This is a genomic window from Pseudomonas sp. S1_E05, from assembly GCF_056337105.1.
Window position 1 is genome coordinate 2,403,449 of record NZ_JBFRHM010000001.1, and the last position, 16,620, is coordinate 2,420,068.

Sequence of the window (16,620 nt, forward strand, 5' to 3'; positions counted from 1 at the left end):
GGTTCAATTAGGAGGGTGTAACGCCACCGAGAGTTCCACCTCAATAACCGGTCATCTCCAGGTAACCCTGCCCTGCATGGCTACCGCCCAGGCGTACGGGACCTTCCCAGTAGGGAATTCGAAGATCCATCCACGCGTCGGGGTTGAGCGCCGTCGTGGTGATGTCGAGTTGCTTGCCGGGAATCCGGATTGACCAACGCACAGGCATTGAGCGCCCGGCGACCTTTTTGACTTCCAGCGGTGCGAGGCTGATGTCAGCGGCGTGCAACGACTGCGTGTGCCCCTGTGCGTCGATCCAGGTACCGGTGAGGTATGGCTCGCCATTGTGCTGGCGCATCCGGTAGAGCATCACCTGCTCGCCGCTCTCCAGGTGCAGGGAAAACCAATCCCAACCGCTCTGGTTGGCCGTCAGTGGTTGGCTGCTCCACTCGCGATCCAACCACGCAGGACCGCTGACCTGATAAGTCTTGCCGTCGATTTGCAGGGTGCCTCGGGCCTGAAAAAAGGCTGACTGTAGTAGTACGACGCCTGGCCCTGTTCGGACTTCTGACTGAAGCCCTTGTCGCCCTGCAAGACTGGCGCGTGAGTAGCCGTGAGTTGCAGGGTGTAGTCGAATCCCTTGTCCCGGGCACTGAGTTGCAGATCATCCAGCGCAACGGGATCCTGGCTGCTGAAACGCCAATCATCTATCCAGGCATTGAATGGTTGGATGCTCACCCCGGCCTGGCCCACGCCGCCGCGGGCATAACGTTCGGCGGCGTGGTGCGCCGTTGCCGAAGTCACCGCTGCGTGCCCCAGCCAGATCGTCTGGTTACCCCAACCCGGCACTTCGGGCGCGGCCTTCAGCGCGCTGCGAAACAGTGTCCATTGCACGCCGAATTCCTGACCTTGATCGTCCTTGAGGTTCGCGGTGACGTACCACCACTCGATGCGAAAACCATCATGGGGACCGTGATCCGCTGGAAAGCTGAACGCCCGACCGGGCACTACTGCTGTGAAGGCAGCCGCCTCGCCGCCGAGACCGGCGAAACCTTTTTCATCCGGCGACGGGTTGTCGCAACCGCTGACCAGCAGCACCAGCAACCACAAGGCCGCGCGTTTAATCCTCATGGGCAAACGTCCTCAGCAGGTCCGCCGGTTGTGTGCGGTAAAGCGAGTAAAGCGGCCAAGCCGACGCCAGCAAGGTGGCGAGCAGCGCCAACCCCATCAACTGCGCCAGTTGCAGCGGGAAAACGCGCAATGGCAGTCGCCAGCCGAAGGCCTGCACGTTGATGACCGTGTCCAGGCACCACGCCAGCGCGATACCCAGCGGCAGCGCCAGCACCAGCGTCAGTACGGCCAGGAGCCAAGTCTGCCCGAGATTGAGCAACATCAACTGTCGACGTGTTACCCCCAGCGCCCACAACGGCGCGAGTTGTCCAAGACGGCTCTGACTCTGGGTCAGCAGGCTGATGAACAGCGCCACGCCGGCGACGCCGAGGGTCAGGCTGTTCAGGGCTGCGGTGGCGGCAAAGGTGCGTTCAAACACCTGGGTGGACCAGTCCTTGAGCCGCGCCTGTTCGACGATGCGACTGTCATCCAGGGCGAAACGGGTCTGCAGGCTGTTCAGAAACCCCGGGACCCGTACGGGCTCGATGCGCAGGTTGAAGCGACTCGGCGTCAGTTGCGGCCAGCCGCGCAGCAAGTGGTCGGCGTTGACCAGAACATGCCCCTTCGGGTTGCCGTAGTCCGCATAGATCCCGACAACACGCGGCGACCACGAGCCCGTCGGCGTGGGCAGCGTGAGGTGATCGCCCAGCCGTACGTTCAACCGTCGGGCCAGTTGTTCGCTGAGCATCAGCGCGTCGCTCCTGGCCAGTTGTTCCCAGGCGTCATCGCCCGTCGCTTCGAGCAACGGCCAGTGCTGGCGATAGGTGGGGTGGTCGATCACGCCGAACACATCCGCCGGCCAGCCTTGCAACTGGATCGACACCTGCCAGTTGGGCAATACCGCCGTGAGCGTTGGCTGCTGCTTGAGCCAGGCATACATGTCAGTGGCCTGTGCCGGGTTTTGCGGGTTCACGTACAACTCAGCGGTCAATCGTTGTTCCAGCCAGTCGCCAAAGGTCTGACGGAAACCGGCAGTCATGCTGCCTGCGCCGATGTTCGCCGCCAGTGCCAACAGCAGCGCCATCAACGCCAGGCTGAGGGCCGGCAATTGCTGGCGACAATCGGCGAGAAACCACTGACCGAGCACGGAACGGCGGCGCTGCAACAATAGGTTCAGCAGCGTATTGAGCACGACCGGCAGCGCCAGCGCGGCGCCGATCAGCAAGGCCGCCAACAGCACGAAACCACTGGCAAGGCTGTCGCCAAAACCCCATGCGAGCACTGCAATCACCCCGGCAAGTGCCGCTACCACACCCTGGCGGCGCAACCACCGGGCATGGGCCTGATGCCAGGCCTGGGGATCAGCCAATGCCAGCAAGGGCAGGCGCGCCGCGCGCAACAGACTGTTGGCACCGGCCAGCAAAGCGCCGAAAAGGCTCAGGCCAACTCCGCTGAGCCACCACCACGGGCTAAGACTCAACTGACCGGGCACCTCGGCGCCATACAGACCGCGCAGGCTGGCTGCGACGTCGGGTAACAGGATACTGGCCAGCAGGTAGCCGGTCACCACACCGGCGATCCCGCCGATCACCGCCAGAATGCCCAGTTCGAACGCCAGGCAAATGATCAGCCGACGTGCGCTGACACCGCAGGCGCGCAAGGTCCTGAGCAGTCCTCGGCGCTGCTCCAGTGCCAGTCCGATGGCGGCATGAACAATGAACAGTCCGACGACAAAGGAGAGAAAGCCCAAGGCATCGAGGTTCAGGTGAAAGCTTTCGGTCAGGCGTGCGAGGTTGTTCTCCTCGCCGCTGCGCTTGAACTGTAACTGCCCCTTGAACTGATCCGGCAAGGTGGCGGTGAAATCCTTGGGCAACAACAATCGTGACAGTTGATCCGGCAGTCCGAGAATCTGTTGGGCATAGCCGATGTCCACCAGCAACATCCCGGGCGCCATGTCACTCTTTACTTGCAGCGGCGGCAGAGGCGCACCACTGACGCTGGCAGGTTGCTCACCTTCGCGTAAACCCAATGCCTGCAAGGTCTGCGGCGAAATCCAGGTGGCGCCCGGTGCACTGAAAAATTCGACAATCCGCTCGATCGCCAGGGTTTGCCCGGCTACCGCAGAGCCGGCCGGCAACGACACTGGCTCGATACCCATCAGTTGCAGGCGTTGATCTTCATGGCCCTTGAGCGTCACCCGCCCCTGCAAAACCGGGGACACCGGCCACCCCATCCGTCGTAGCTCGACAAAGAGGGCCTGGGAAAACGTCGCGCCACCGGGCGCACTCAGGCTGGCCTGGGGTTCGCCGCCGATCATTTGGCTGGCCCGGCTGTAACTGTCACGCGCCTGGCTGTTCAGCGCCTGCACGCCCGTCAGCAAGCCAGTGGCTAGCCAAAGCCCGGTCAGCACACTGCACAACTGCACCGGATGGCGTTGCCAATGGCTGAGCAACGCCCGTAATGTCTGGCGAAAAATCCCCACCTCAGCGCTCGTCCGCGCCGACCAGGCGTCCGCGGTGCAAAACCACCTTTTGCGCCAGTCGCGCGGCCACGCTCGGGCTATGGGTGACCATCAACAAGGTCGTTGGGCTGTCGTCGAGCAATTCCAGCAACAGCTTCAACACTTCATCGCTGGTGGCTTCATCCAGGCTGCCGGTGGGTTCGTCCGCCAACAGCAACCGAGGTTGCGCGGCCAGTGCACGCCCCAACGCCACCCGTTGCTGTTGACCGCCGGACAGCTGCTCCGGATAACGACGCAATACATCAGCCAAGCCCAATCGCTGGACCAGGTGCGCCTGCCAGCGCTCATCAAAACGCCCCGCCAGGCGAGCCTGAAATGCCAGGTTGTCCTCTACACGCAAACTGCCGATCAGGTTGAACTGTTGAAACACCAGGCCGATTTCCGTACGCCGCCAGTTGGCCAGATGCGCTTCGCTCATCTCCTCGAGCCGATACTCGCCGCTGCGGATACTGCCGCTATCGACCTTGTCGAGGCCGGCGATCAGGTGCAGCAAGGTGCTCTTGCCGCTCCCCGACTCCCCCATCAACGCCAGGCTGCTGCCAGGCGTGAGCGTCAGGTCGACCCCCAGCAACACCGGAAGCGGACCTTGTGCGGTGGCATAGCTTTTGAAGACGCCCTGGACCTGGAGCATGGAAGTAAACCTGCAAAAAGTATGGAGACAGAGTAACGGGGGATGAAGGCTGGGTGAGCGTATTTTGGGTGGTTAACCGTGTTTTTGCCTATTGCCGGAATGCCTTAGGTAGACAATCTCGCCCTTGTAGGGTCCGGCGTAAGAGGATTTACCAGATCGCGCGTTCCACTGCAGCGATTGCCATGTGGACAACTGATAGCCCTACACAGTTTCAGGAAAATCACACGCTAGGTCAGCGAACGGCCCGACTGCTCAGACCTATCCAGATGGATACAGTCGATGGATGGATTATATCGTTCGGCAAACCACTACTTTCGCGACATGGCACGCCTCTATCCGTGATCTGCGAGCAAAAATTGCGATTGCTCGTCGATTGGAACGAGCCTCAGCGGGCAATCTTGGGGATGTAAAGTCGCTGGGTTGCGGCCTTTCTGAAATGCGCGTGGACACTGGTGCCGGCTATCGGGTCTACTTCACCTTGCGCGATAACGTTGTCATTGTACTGCTTGCCGGGGGTGACAAGTCATCGCAAGCCGCTGACATCCAGCGGGCAAGAAAATTGGCAAGGGAGATCCAACCATGAGCCAAACTTCGACTGCATTCAATATGGTCGCGCTGCTCGACAGCGACGAAGCCATGAGCGAGTACTTGTCCCAAGTACTGGCAGACGGCGATAACGAGGAGTTTCTAAGGGCCATCGGCTACGTTGTAAGGGCTCGGGGCATGTCACAGATTGCCAAGGATTCGGGCATGGAGAGCGAGAGCCTGACCAAAGCTTTCGCACCGGGTGCCAAACCTCGTTTTGACACGGTATTGAAGGTCATCCATGCCCTTGGAATCGATTTGCGCGCACAACCAGGCCACCTGGAAAATCACTCAGTGATCTGAAGTTGCGCTCGTCCCGTGCTCACTCCTGCACGCCACCCAGCTAAAACACATCGGTAGCTGTGCAGCCTGTTGCTGATAACGGTCATACAGCTCTTCGCGATTGGAATGCGGATATTCCTTGAAGTGGCTGATCTGCAAGCCCGCCTCGATGGCGCCGGTGAAGATATCGCCCAGGGTGTGAACAAACCAGTAGGACGTCGCCGCCGCTTGTTCGACCTTGCCTTCGTAGACGATCGGCTGATCCTGCATGAACGGTTCGCGGCGAAAGTACGAGGAATCCGGGCGAAAAGGATCGTCGGCCTCGGGGTTGAACATTTCCAGAAACGGATGGGTTTCGTACACCACCAGTGCGCCACCGGGTTTGAGGGTACGTGCGACGTGTTGGAAGAACTCGCCGATGTCCGGCATCCAGTTCAATACGCCAATGGTGATCAGGGCCACGTCGAAACGCTCGTGCAGTTCTTCCGGCAGGTGGTGGATATCTGCTTCGATGAACGTCGGTGCATGGGGTGAGCGGGAGGCCAACTCGCGGGCCTGATCGAGAAACGCAGCGGACTGGTCAACGCCCACCACATGGCGGGCACCCAACGCAAAGAGCGAAAGGCTTTCGCGACCATTGTTACAGCCCAATTGCACCACGGCCTTGCCGTCGACTCCGACCTGCTCCAGCACATTGCGCAAGGTGTCATCGAGGCAGGAAAAATCAGTCTCGGCCACCTGCATCAACAGTGCCAGCCATTCAGGATTGTCCTTGTGGTGTCGGGCGGAATCGTTCCAGGCATCGCGGTTGCTGGCGATGACGGATTGGTTTGACGGCATTTCCATTGCGCGCTCCAGACTTCGGCAGTTATTTGCCGGACCCGAGTCTAGATCAGCACCTTCGATAAGCCCATTGGCTGTTTGTTGGATTCTTGTAAAGCGGCAACACCCCCGCTCGGCAGCTATAGTAAATGGCCTTGGGGAAATGCGGGAAAACCGAATTCGCAGGTGCAGCCATGAAATACACCGAACTGACGCTGGCGCTCGCCTTTTGTCTCACCGTCACCCTCAACGCCCACGCGGACAACAGCCTGACGCCGACGTCCGAATACAGCAGCGAGTTCAATTACTACGGCGATGATCAGCCGTTTGCCCACCCTGCACCGCCCAGTCTGAGCACGGTGCCACCAGGGTCGTACATCCCGACGGCGCCGCAGGACTTCATCCCGATCTCCAGTCAGCATGAGTTTTCCGACTCACGCCTGCCGACGATTGCGGACGCCACCGTCCGCGTGTTCATTCGCACCTATGACGCCGAGCGCGGGGTGTACGTCAACCAGGAAGTCATCGATCCCACCTGCCTCCTGGCCTGCCTCAGCCAGAAGGCGACGGCGGTTTACCACTGACGCTTGTCGGGGCGTGCGAGGCCGAGTTTTTCGATGCGGTAACGCAGCATGTCACGACTCAAGCCCAACAGGCGGGCCGATTTGGTGACATTCCAGTCGGTCTTGTCGAGCATCTTGCGCACCATGTCTCGCTCCACTTCCGGCAGGTTCATCGACTCGCTGCCGTTGTACATCGGGCGCGGCTCGCTGTGAGGCATTTCCGGCATCACCAGCGGCTCATCCACCAGGCTCAGGCACACGTTCAACTGGTGCGCGGCAATGGTGTCGTTCGGTGCGAGCAATACGGTTTGCTCGAGCATGTTGCGCAGTTCGCGCACATTGCCTGGCCAGCTGTAGTTGAGCATCAGCTCTTCGGCCTGATCACTGAAATGCAGGTTGGATTTACCATAGCGTTTGCCGTGCATGGCGAGGAAATGCCGGGCCAGCAACAGGATGTCTTCGCCACGGTCATACAGGCGCGGCACCTTGATCGAGATGATACGTAAACGGAAGAACAGGTCGCGGCGGAATTTGCCCTGCTGGACCATCTGCTCGAGGTTGCAGTTGGTCGCGCTGATGACCCGCAAGTCGACCTTGCGCTCCTTGACCGAGCCCACCCGGCGAATGGTACGGTCCTCCAGCAGCTTGAGCAGCTTGGCTTGCAACAGCAGGTCCATTTCCCCCACTTCATCGAGAAACAACGTGCCGCCATCGGCGGCCTCCACCAACCCGGTGCGACGGTCCTTGGCGTCGGTGAACGCGCCCTTCTCATGACCGAACAGCTCGGACTCGAGCAAATTGGAGGGTATCGATGCGCAGTTGAACTCAATGAAGGGCCCCTTGCTGCGCGGCCCGTCGAAATGCAGGGCGCGGGCCACCAGTTCCTTGCCTGTGCCGGTCTCGCCTTCAACGAGCACGGGAGGTAAATCACCGCTGGTCATACGGCGCTCGGCGTCGAGCAACTGACCGATGGTGTTTTTCAGGTGCTGCATGGGTGCCGATTCGCCGATCAACGCCTGCACCCCCGACTTCTGTGCTTCGCGCTCCTGGTAGAACGACAACGTGCGCTCCATCCGCTCGGTGGCGAGGGCCTTGTCCAGCATCAACTTCAGTTCGGGCAGCGCCACCGGTTTGGTGACGTAGTGGAAGGCGCCCTCTTTCATCGCCACCACGGCATCTTCGACGTTGCCGTAGCCGGTCATCATGATCACTTTGAGGTCGGGCGCACGCACGCGCAGCTTCTGGATCAGATCGTGACCGCTCATGCCCGGCAGCGAATTGTCGGTGAGCACCACGTCCGGGGCAAACGTGTGCATTTTTTCCAGCGCCTCTTCAGCCGAGTGGCAAACCGTCACCTCGAAATCCTTACGCTCGAGGTACGTCTGTATATTCTCCGCGAGGAGTTCGTCATCCTCGACCAGTAGAATGCTGTGCTCCATGATCCTCTCCCGTTGCCACTTTAAAATGAAGACTGACGCGGGTTCCTTCCTGCTCTTGGCTGGTCAGTTCGACCGAACCTTCAAAACGCTCCATTATTCTTTTAACCAGGGCCAGACCGACGCCCAGGCCACCTTGTTTGGTGGTAAAAAACGGCTTGAAGACCATTTGTTGCTGCTGACGACTCATGCCCTTGCCGGTGTCGCTCAGGGTCATGCGCAAATGGCCAGGGTGTTGCGATTCGATGTCGATGCTCAGCACGCCGCCCTTGGGCATGGCCTCTAGGGCGTTGGCGAACAGGCTATTGAGTATTTGCGTCAGCAGCACCTGTTGGCTGACGACCGGCGTGCAGGCCATCGGTGTGAAGCGCACTTCCACACCGCAGCGCCGGATCAAGGGTTCGAAGGCACTCAGGGTGTCGTCAATCGCGGCCACCAGGTCCACCTTTTCCTCATCGTCCTTCACCGGTCGCAACGACACCAGCAGCTCACGCACCCAGCGCGACATGCGATCGACCTGATTGATGATGTCGCCAATGTTTTTCTGCGCCCCGTGACTGGCGATTTCCTGGGCCAGTTCGGCGCTGGAGCGGATGTTGGCCAGAGGGTTGCGCAGGCTATGGGCCACGGCTGATGACATTTCACCCAAAGCGACGAAGGTTTCGTTGCTGATCAACTGCTTCTGCTGGCTCTCCAGCAGCTTCGCCGCACGCCACACGATCCAGAACAGGCCGAGGTAGATGGCAGCTCCACCGAACAGAGTGGCGAACCAGATCGTCTTGAAACCGCGCTGGATGCTCGCCACCAGATCCGCCGGCTCCTTGTAGATTTCCACCATGGCGATCACTTTGCTCCTGTCGGCATTGAACATCGGGATGTAGTTCTCGATGAACAGGTATTCAGGCTCCCGTAGCAGGCGTTGCTCGGGGCGCTCTTCATCAATCTCGTGGTAACTGGTGGACACCAGCTCCCTCATTTCGAAGGATTCATCGAGCTCCTCGTCGTGCTCGATCCGCTCTCCGATCAGCTCCGGGTTGGTTGACCAGACCACCGTGCGGTCAAGGGCATAGACCGTAGCCAACAGCAGGTCTGGCAGGTGCTCGACGTGATCGAGGAATTCGGCACGCGAAGAAGCGCGGGCCTGGGCGGTGAGGTCCGGATCGTCGTCGTCCTGGCGCGGGTCGAGCATTTCACCAATGGTTCGAGTGGGGGAAATCGACGCATGCCGGATCTCCGCCGCACCAATGGCCTGGACGAATTGCGCCGTCAGCATGGAATCACGCTCGATGCTCTCCTCCACCACAAAGCGCGTGGAAATGTAGCCCAGCGCCAGCGCCACACCGGCGATGATCAGGAAGCTCCCCAGGGAAAACCAGCGCAAAAGGTTGAATTGCTCCCGTAAGCCAATGCCTTTTTCGGCTGGCGGCAACGCAGGTACTTGTGGCTGTTCGAGTATCTGCATGAAAGGAATCCTGACCGAGACGTAAGGCATTTCCCGTGGTGCTTCGGATCAGTGTAGGTGGCATTGATCGAAACCGACGGCCTCTATGATTGTATTTCGCCGCTATTGCACCTGAGCCGCCTGCAACGGTTGCTGGCGCTCGGTTTCCTCCTGCAGGAACTCGATAATGGACTGCGCCGACTGTTCATCCAGGCGCAGGTTGGGCATCGGGACCCGGTCGAACCGTTCGAAAAGCTGCGTGGCGATCGGGTCCTTGTCGGCGAGCATGCGGTCCGGTTCACGTATCCAGCGGTTGAGCCAGGCCAGCTCACGCTGACGGGTCACGCCGACCAGGTCCGGGCCGATGTTACGCATACCGATGCCTTGTCCGTCCTGCGGGCCGAGGCTGTGGCACGACGCACAACGCGTACGAAACAATTCTTCACCGTTGCTTGGCGCGCGGATTTCGGGAGCATTGACGTAACTCTCTTCCGAGCTGGCCTGCTTCCAGTTTTGCAAGGTGTTGGCCAGTTGATCGGCGAGAATCCACGGATTCTCAAACGGCGAGGCCTTCATCCAGCGCCCGGTTTGCTGGTTGCCGACGATCAGGCTCAGGTTGTGGTCCTTGTTGCGACCGTTGTCGACGCCCTCGATAAACAACCCCAGTTTTTTGCGCAAGTCGGTGACGGCCTCGAACTCGCCGGTGAGGAACTGCCAGCCCGGCCCGACCTTGAAGCGTTGCGCATAGGCCTTGAGCACCTCGGGGGTATCGCTCAACGGGTCGATGCTGATCGAGTAGAAGAAAATGTCCTTGCCCACTCGATCTCCCAGCAACTTTTGCACCTGGCGCAAGCGCGCCGTCTCCAGTGGACATGAATCACTGCATGAGGTGAAGATGAAATTGATCACCACCACTTTGTCTTTGATCAGGTCATCGAAAAAACGCACCTGCCGACCGTCCTGGTCGGTCAGCAGGGTGTTGGGAAAGTAGTTGCCGCCCCAGGGGGTCGTCGATTCCGGCGGCGCCAGCACGCCGTCATGGGCGACCAACGCCCTGGCGGCGAGCAGGCAGGTGACCAGCACCAGAATCAGGTGCATGCCCAGGGCGCGGGAGCGCGGCGTCGGCAGCGCGCTGTCGGCGCCGGCCCGGTTCATTTTTTCACCTGTACTTGCGGGCCGAAGCCATCGCCATTGCGGAAGGTTGGCAGCGCAGCGGAGTTGACGTAGCGCACGCCATCCCAGCTCGGCAGCGGTGTTGGCATCAACTGGAATTGCCCCGGCTTCTCAATGTCCCAGCGCAGCAGCATCGAGTTGTCCTCATGCTGGGTGTTGTGACAATGCTCCATGTAGGTCCCGGCGAATTCGCGGAAATTGATCGCCATCTCGACGCTGTCCAGGCCGTCTTTTTCCGAGCCAATGCGGTACACGTCCTTGCGCGCCCATTTTTCCCATTCCGGTGGAGCCTTGCCGCCACGGCTGAGGATGATGCCCTCCTCGAAATGCACATGCACCGGGTGGCTCCAGCCTGTCCCGCCGGCCTTGATGTTCCAGACCTCAAGGGTGCCGAAACCCGCAACGCCTGCATCGGTCGGACCGCTGGCCAGCTTGGTGGCGGTGTTCAGCCGACGAGGGTCCATGTGAAAGCCGAACCCGCCATCGGTCTTGACTGTCCATGGCGCTTCATCGGTGCCGTCGGAGCGGCCGAAGGTGAAGGTACGGTGGCGTGCGTTGGCCAGCAATTGCTTGTCGGCGACGTTGTCGCGATGGATTTTCAGCGGAATCATCACCAGGCCTTCGGCCTTGCCGGGCTTGGCCGGTTCATAGGCCGCCGGGTCCATGGCCAGGTCCTGGCCGGTGTAGGCCTTGACGTTGAGTTGCAGCACCTTGCCGACGGCCGGGTCGCCCCTGTCCCACTGCGGTCCCTTGCTGGTTTGCTTGGTCACCGCCAGATATTTCTCGGAGAGCAGGTCGGCCAACGGGATCACGTCTTTGGGACCCTTGCCATCGTCGTGGGCTTGCAGGTTGACGAAGAACAGTTTGTCTCCAGGCTTGATACCGTTTTTCGCGAAGTTGACGATGATGTCAAAGCGCTCGGCGATGCCTTGGGTCGGCAGGATCGCGTTGTGATTCTGCTTATCGCCGTCGGCGTCCAGATCCATGCTGCCATCGAACGGGACGGCGTGTTCCATGATGTTGCCGTCGTTGGCAATCATGTGGAACGGCACGCGGGCGTAGGACACACCGGAGTTTTTCGGTCCCTGGAATTCGCCACTGCTGCCCTTGATCTCACGCACCAGCGCCAGCTTGAAATAACGTGACACTGAACCATTGAGGATGCGGAACCGATAACTGCGGGCGCGCACATCCAGGGTCGGTTTCCACTGCCAGTTGACCAGCACCTCGTCACCGAGGAACCCGTCGGTGTTGAACGGGTTGAACCACAATTGGCCGCTCTGATCCCACGCCTTGTCGGCGAACAGCAGATTGATGTCGTAGTCGCGATTGCCCCACGGCAAGGCGCTGCCGCTGGGCAGGCGCAGGTTGACACCGTCGTTGACCGATTCGTTGCCACGATCCAGGGCGCTGTAGTAGTTCATCATCGCCGCGTTGCCCTTGTAGACATTCTGCGCGGTGAAATCGAGCATGTGGTCGTGGAACCAGTGGGTGCTCATGGTCTCGCGCCAGTCGCCACGGATCTTGATGGTGCCGTGGTCGCAGGTCTTGAGGCTGGGGGTCAGGTCGTTGGTCCACAGGGTTTCACCTGGCGCACAGGGGAACGCCGCGCGGGGGTCTTCGGCCTTGGTGTTGATGCTGTCGTAACCGGCCAGCTGGATCGGCCAGCGATAGTCGTAATACTGGCCCGGAAAAAAGAACGCGTTGGCATACCCGTCGCTTTCCGCGGGGGCGTGGCCGTTGTGTTCATGAGTGCTGATGGTGTGCAGGCCAAAGCCCATGTTGGCCGAGGGGTCGATGGGCAAGCCATTGTAGTGACGCATCAGCACCGGTTGGCCATAGCGCACCATCAACAGTTTGGGCGGCAAGGTGCCGTCGAAGGTCCACACCGAGTTGTGATTTTGCACCGGCATGTTCGGGTGAATCCGCGCTTCGACACCCTTGGCGGTGCCGTCCGTGGCGGGGATGCCGGCGACGTTGTGATAGAGGCCACCAGGGCCGAACTCCCCCACGGCGTAACCATGCATCTGATGACTGTCACGCCAGCCGGTGTTGGTCCTGATCCCGGTCTGTACGGTCTTGTAGGCTGTTTGCGGGTAGAACTCGTTCCAGCGTTGATGCGACCAGCCCTTTCCTGGTGGACGACCTTCGGCCGAGGAGCCGATGCGGCGGTTGAGGAAGTACTCGATCTGCGCCTGCCACGGGTTGCGATCCACCACATTGGAGAACTGGCTGGGGAATGGTGTCAGCCCCGGTTGGCGCATGAAGGCATCGAGAGCGGCGCTGGGCGGTGCGCTGCGGGCAACGCTGGTGGGGTCCTGTTGCGGCAACGGGCCGATGGCCGCTGCGGGGAATGGCAACGGCGCCGACGGTGTGGTGGGGTCGAGTTTCTCCGGTCCGAACTCCTCGAACAGCACCAGTTGCTGAGTGAAAGGCAACGCGCCGAACAACGGGCTGGGCTTCCCGTTGGTGGGATAGTTGAAACTGGTCTGCACCGTCGGCGGCAGGATGTTTTCCTGGCGCGTGGTGTCGCGGCTGCCTTTGACGCCATCGGGCAGATCGAAGGAGTCTTCGTTGGCCTCCGGCATGGTCAGGATGGCGTTTAGAGCCGCGGGCTCGTCTGCCGGTTCGTCGTAGTACGCCGAAGGGTCTGTCGGTTCTGGCTGTCGCTCGTCATCGATCGGGCTGGCGCGCAGCGGCGCCGTGCCCAGCGTCATTGTGAGGACAACGCTCAAAGGCGTCAGGAGCCATTTGAAGGGATAACGGGCTTTCGTGTTCATCACCAGCCGCCTCGAAGTCATGAAGGGGGTACTGGTGGTTTTGCAAGGAATCGGCCAAATTTGTAACAACTTAATACGAAAGTGTTAACACCCCGCAAAACAATGGCTTATCAGCATCAATGTGCCATACCGGTGCCGATCGGGGGTGGGGAATGACACCCGCTACCGGGGAAAGTTCATCCCCATGTTCAGGGAAAGCGCTTGAACGACAGACGGACACACGTGCCCTCGCCTTCACGGCTTTCCAATCTGACCGAACCGCCGCAGCGCTCCATGATCCGCTTGACCAGCACCAGCCCAACGCCGAGCCCGCCCTGCTTGGTGGTGAAAAACGGGCGGAAGGCCATTTTGCGCTGCTCCTCGCTCATACCCTTACCGGTGTCGCGAAGGGCGACTTTCACACGGCGGGGATGTCTCGATTCCAGGGTAACGGTTAGCGTCCCGCCCTTGTCCATCGCTTCGAGTGCATTGGCGATCAGGCTGTTGAGGATCTGCGCCAACTGCATCGGCTGGCTCACCACCATTGGCATTTGCTGCGGCTCGAACACCACGTTCACGCCAGCCCTGGCGATTTGCTGATCGAACGCCTTGAGGCTTTCTTGCAAGACGGCCACCAGGTTCACGGGCTCCGGTTCATCGTGCAAAGGACGCAGGGATTGCAGCAGTTCGCGCACCCACTTCGACATGCGGTCGACCTGGCCAATGATGTCATTGATGTTCTTGTGCGCCGGCCCGCTGTCGAACTCCAGTGCCAGCTCGGCGCTCGAGCGGATGGTCGCCAGGGGATTACGCAAACTATGGGCCACCGCCGATGACATCTCGCCCAGGGCCACGAAGGTTTCGTTGGTAATCAGTTGCTTTTGTTGTGCCGCCAGTTGCATCGCTGCGCGTCGCACGATCCAGTACAACCCCAAGTAAATCAACCCGCCCCCCAGCGCTGTCGCCAGCCAGATCAGCACCAGTCCGCGCTGCATGCGTTCGATCAGGTCCTTGGGTTCCTTGTAGATCTCGACCATCGCCGTGACGGTTTTGCCCTCGGCGTCGAACAGTGGAATGTAATTCTCGATGAAGATGTATTCAGGGGTGAAGTGAACTTCTGCTCCATACGCGCCTTGTCGACATCGTGGTAACTGGCGGACACCGGTGTCTTGAATTCGAAGGCGTGGTCCAGGTCTTCATCGGCTTCGATGGTGGTGCCCATCAGCGCCGGGTTGGTCGACCAGATCACCATGCGATCGGGGGCGTAGATGTTGGCCAGGATCACGTCGGGCAAGTGGGCGACATGATCGAGGAATTCGCCCCGGGCATCGGCGCGGGCCAAGGGGTCGATTTCAGGATAGTTGCGATCCTGGCGTGGGTCGAGCAAGTCGCCCATGGTGCGCACATGGGGGATCGAGACGTGGCGCACCTCCGCCGAGGCAATCGCCTGGATGAACTGCGAGGTGAGCAACGCATCGCGCTGAATACTTTCGGTAATCACGAACTTGGTGGAGACCGCGCCCAACGCAATCGCCACGGTGCCGATCACCGCCATGCTGATCAGCGAGAACCAGCGCAACAGATTGAATGGCTGCTTGCGCGAGCGCAGAAGGACGTCGCCCTCCTGATTCTGAAGGGTTTGTGTTGGCATGTTCATGGGCACTGCTTCCTGACCACTTCCCCCTTTTGGTTATAGCCCATGGCCACATTTTTGCCCGGTGCTGGGGATTGGCATCCCTCGCACCTACAGAAGGGGCATCCCCATCCTTACCCCAATCCTGGGGAAACTCGCCCGTTCCCTGCTTGGCCGCGTCATGCCTTCTCACCCCCAATACCCAACTACCACGGGCCTCTCCTGACACTTTCACGTTGTTGGTATGGAAGTTGCCGAAGCCCCCTCAACTGACCCAACCCCCGGGGGCAGGTCTTCGATAGAGGGAAAACTCATGCACCCTTTACTGTCCAAAACCGCGATCGCCGTGATCGTGAGTGCACTGGCCCAAGGCTCTGCCCAGGCCGCGTTGTTTGCTGTCGACCAAGGTCCTTATACGCTTCCCACCGGCAACTTTGCCGCCTGGTATCAGGACACCCACGGTCGTACCCTCGACCTGTGCCTGACCAAGGCTGTCAGTTCCAGGGCCCCTGTCGTAGCGGGCACGCCTGCCTACATGTGCCTGCTGAGTCCCAACCCCGGGATTTTCGACGACACCAAGCCGATGGTATTTCCGGATAACTTCCCTGACGAAGCGTTCTGGTTCACCGGTGACGGCTCCATCGTCGACGCTGCGCGCGGCATCGACCTGACGTACGTCAGCGCCCTGGAAGCTGCCTTCTCCGGCGGCGATCCCAAGGAAGGCGACCAGATCAGCTTCGGCCGTATCCGGATTCGCGTCGACGTGCCCACCCCGGGTATCTACACGATCACTCACCCCTATGGCGTCGACATATTCGACGTGCCTGTCGCCGGCCGCAAAGCAATCAACATGACCCGCGACATCGGTATCGGCTCGCCGAAAACCTATGACGGCGCGCTCAAAAGTGATATCGGCCCATTCCTGCGCAGCACCAACGGCCCTTACACCGAGACCAATCCCGAAACCCAGGCAGTCGAGCAATTTGTCGGCGATCCGAACCTGGAAGAGACCTTCACCGGCAGCCCCTTCAACACCAACTACATTCGCATCGAGGGCCCCAACGGCCTGGACCTGCGCACCACGGTCCTCGCCATATCCGGCAAGTTGTCGACGGTCGCCCGGCCGACCCCGCTGATCACCGAACGCAGCACTTACTCACGCAAGGCTGGCAGCAGTGCCCCGGTGGCTCAGCAGGATGTGTTCGTGCTGGCCCCGCCGCCGCCAGCCACCGTGAAGCTGGACAGCAACACGCCGGTGCTCAACCTGACCGAGGCCGACACCACCGGCCATTGGTATGCCCAGTCCGCCACCAACCCGACGCTGCCAACCAGCCTGTCGGTCACGGCGGACAACCACCTGGCCATTCCCACCAGCACAGCGACCACGCGGTCCGCAACGCTGACCGACCTGGTGGTGATCACACAAGCCGAATACAAGCTCAGCAACGGCCAGCTCACCATCGTTGCTTCCAGCAGCGACGAAACTTCGCCACCGGTGTTGACCGCCACCTCCGGCACCGGGGTGGCCATCGGTGCATTGAGTGGTAGCGGTCCTGAGAAAACCCTGTCGACCAACATCACGCCGATTCCACCGGCCAAGGTGCAAGTGACGTCCGCCAATGGCGGCGTCGATATCGAAGACGTGGTCATCGTGCAATGAACGCACTCATGCCCAGATCCGCATC

The 16,620-nt window shown here is 60.5% G+C and carries 11 protein-coding genes and 2 pseudogenes; 4 read left to right on the top strand and 9 right to left on the bottom strand.

The features are described 5' to 3' along the window. Nucleotides 1–40: 40 nt before the first annotated feature. The 3 genes and pseudogenes from AB4N33_RS11095 to AB4N33_RS11105 all read right to left on the bottom strand — a co-directional run bounded on the left by AB4N33_RS11095 (nt 41) and on the right by AB4N33_RS11105 (nt 4,241). Nucleotides 41–1,110 (bottom strand): annotated as a pseudogene (locus AB4N33_RS11095) (lipocalin-like domain-containing protein). Then, complete coding sequence (locus tag AB4N33_RS11100; protein ID WP_476457290.1) at nt 1,100–3,571, bottom strand: ABC transporter permease; 2,472 nt, start codon at nt 3,569–3,571, stop codon at nt 1,100–1,102. The pseudogene AB4N33_RS11095 and the gene AB4N33_RS11100 overlap by 11 nt, the downstream one beginning before the upstream one ends. Before the next feature lies 1 nt (nt 3,572). After that, nucleotides 3,573–4,241 carry an ABC transporter ATP-binding protein gene (locus AB4N33_RS11105; protein ID WP_476457291.1) on the bottom strand — a complete coding sequence of 223 codons (669 nt, stop codon included), beginning with the start codon at nt 4,239–4,241 and terminating at the stop codon, nt 3,573–3,575. Nucleotides 4,242–4,524: 283 nt separating this feature from the next. On the opposite strand from AB4N33_RS11105, the gene AB4N33_RS11110 reads away from it, so the two are divergent. Further along, nucleotides 4,525–4,824, top strand: a complete 300-nt coding sequence (locus AB4N33_RS11110; RefSeq protein ID WP_476457292.1) for a type II toxin-antitoxin system RelE/ParE family toxin — start codon at nt 4,525–4,527, stop codon at nt 4,822–4,824. Continuing rightward, a complete protein-coding gene (locus AB4N33_RS11115) occupies nt 4,821–5,129 on the top strand; it encodes an addiction module antidote protein (protein ID WP_460126489.1) in 309 nt (102 codons plus the stop codon). The genes AB4N33_RS11110 and AB4N33_RS11115 overlap by 4 nt, the downstream gene beginning before the upstream one ends. On the opposite strand, the gene AB4N33_RS11120 is transcribed toward AB4N33_RS11115, so the two are convergent. After that, on the bottom strand, nt 5,118–5,954 hold the full coding sequence (locus tag AB4N33_RS11120; RefSeq protein WP_476457293.1) for a class I SAM-dependent methyltransferase: 837 nt from the start codon (nt 5,952–5,954) through the stop codon (nt 5,118–5,120). The genes AB4N33_RS11115 and AB4N33_RS11120 overlap by 12 nt on opposite strands. A gap of 170 nt (nt 5,955–6,124) precedes the next feature. Between AB4N33_RS11120 and AB4N33_RS11125 the strand changes: the two genes are divergently transcribed. Beyond that, the gene (locus AB4N33_RS11125) at nt 6,125–6,514 is read left to right on the top strand and encodes a hypothetical protein (protein WP_460126493.1); all 390 of its coding nucleotides are present in this window, start codon (nt 6,125–6,127) and stop codon (nt 6,512–6,514) included. Here the strand turns inward: AB4N33_RS11125 and AB4N33_RS11130 are convergent. From AB4N33_RS11130 to AB4N33_RS11150, 5 genes and pseudogenes are all read right to left on the bottom strand, one after another. After that, on the bottom strand, nt 6,505–7,932 hold the full coding sequence (locus AB4N33_RS11130) for a sigma-54-dependent transcriptional regulator (RefSeq protein ID WP_476457294.1): 1,428 nt from the start codon (nt 7,930–7,932) through the stop codon (nt 6,505–6,507). The two genes, AB4N33_RS11125 and AB4N33_RS11130, sit on opposite strands and share 10 nt — an antisense overlap. After that, nucleotides 7,901–9,391 (bottom strand): sensor histidine kinase, encoded by a 1,491-nt coding sequence (locus AB4N33_RS11135; protein WP_476457295.1) that lies wholly within the window; start codon nt 9,389–9,391, stop codon nt 7,901–7,903. Before AB4N33_RS11135 ends, AB4N33_RS11130 begins: the two co-directional genes overlap by 32 nt. Nucleotides 9,392–9,493: 102 nt before the next feature. Beyond that, on the bottom strand, nt 9,494–10,525 hold the full coding sequence (locus tag AB4N33_RS11140; RefSeq protein WP_476457296.1) for an SCO family protein: 1,032 nt from the start codon (nt 10,523–10,525) through the stop codon (nt 9,494–9,496). Next, nucleotides 10,522–13,323: a multicopper oxidase domain-containing protein gene (locus AB4N33_RS11145; protein WP_476457297.1), complete on the bottom strand. Its 2,802-nt coding sequence runs from the start codon at nt 13,321–13,323 to the stop codon at nt 10,522–10,524. Before AB4N33_RS11145 ends, AB4N33_RS11140 begins: the two co-directional genes overlap by 4 nt. Nucleotides 13,324–13,511: 188 nt before the next feature. Beyond that, nucleotides 13,512–14,959: pseudogene (locus AB4N33_RS11150) on the bottom strand (sensor histidine kinase). Between the two features lie 289 nt (nt 14,960–15,248). Between AB4N33_RS11150 and AB4N33_RS11155 the strand changes: the two are divergent. Then, complete coding sequence (locus AB4N33_RS11155) at nt 15,249–16,595, top strand: hypothetical protein (protein ID WP_460139595.1); 1,347 nt, start codon at nt 15,249–15,251, stop codon at nt 16,593–16,595. Nucleotides 16,596–16,620 lie beyond the last annotated feature (25 nt).

Bases quoted from the DNA above. Each gene is read 5' to 3' on its own strand.
- AB4N33_RS11105 (WP_476457291.1), bottom strand. From the start codon at position 4,241: ATGCTCCAGGTCCAGGGCGTCTTCAAAAGCTATGCCACCGCACAAGGT.
- AB4N33_RS11110 (WP_476457292.1), top strand. From the start codon at position 4,525: ATGGATTATATCGTTCGGCAAACCACTACTTTCGCGACATGGCACGCC.
- AB4N33_RS11115 (WP_460126489.1), top strand. From the start codon at position 4,821: ATGAGCCAAACTTCGACTGCATTCAATATGGTCGCGCTGCTCGACAGC.
- AB4N33_RS11120 (WP_476457293.1), bottom strand. From the start codon at position 5,954: ATGGAAATGCCGTCAAACCAATCCGTCATCGCCAGCAACCGCGATGCC.
- AB4N33_RS11125 (WP_460126493.1), top strand. From the start codon at position 6,125: ATGAAATACACCGAACTGACGCTGGCGCTCGCCTTTTGTCTCACCGTC.
- AB4N33_RS11130 (WP_476457294.1), bottom strand. From the start codon at position 7,932: ATGGAGCACAGCATTCTACTGGTCGAGGATGACGAACTCCTCGCGGAG.
- AB4N33_RS11135 (WP_476457295.1), bottom strand. From the start codon at position 9,391: ATGCAGATACTCGAACAGCCACAAGTACCTGCGTTGCCGCCAGCCGAA.
- AB4N33_RS11140 (WP_476457296.1), bottom strand. From the start codon at position 10,525: ATGAACCGGGCCGGCGCCGACAGCGCGCTGCCGACGCCGCGCTCCCGC.
- AB4N33_RS11145 (WP_476457297.1), bottom strand. From the start codon at position 13,323: ATGAACACGAAAGCCCGTTATCCCTTCAAATGGCTCCTGACGCCTTTG.
- AB4N33_RS11155 (WP_460139595.1), top strand. From the start codon at position 15,249: ATGCACCCTTTACTGTCCAAAACCGCGATCGCCGTGATCGTGAGTGCA.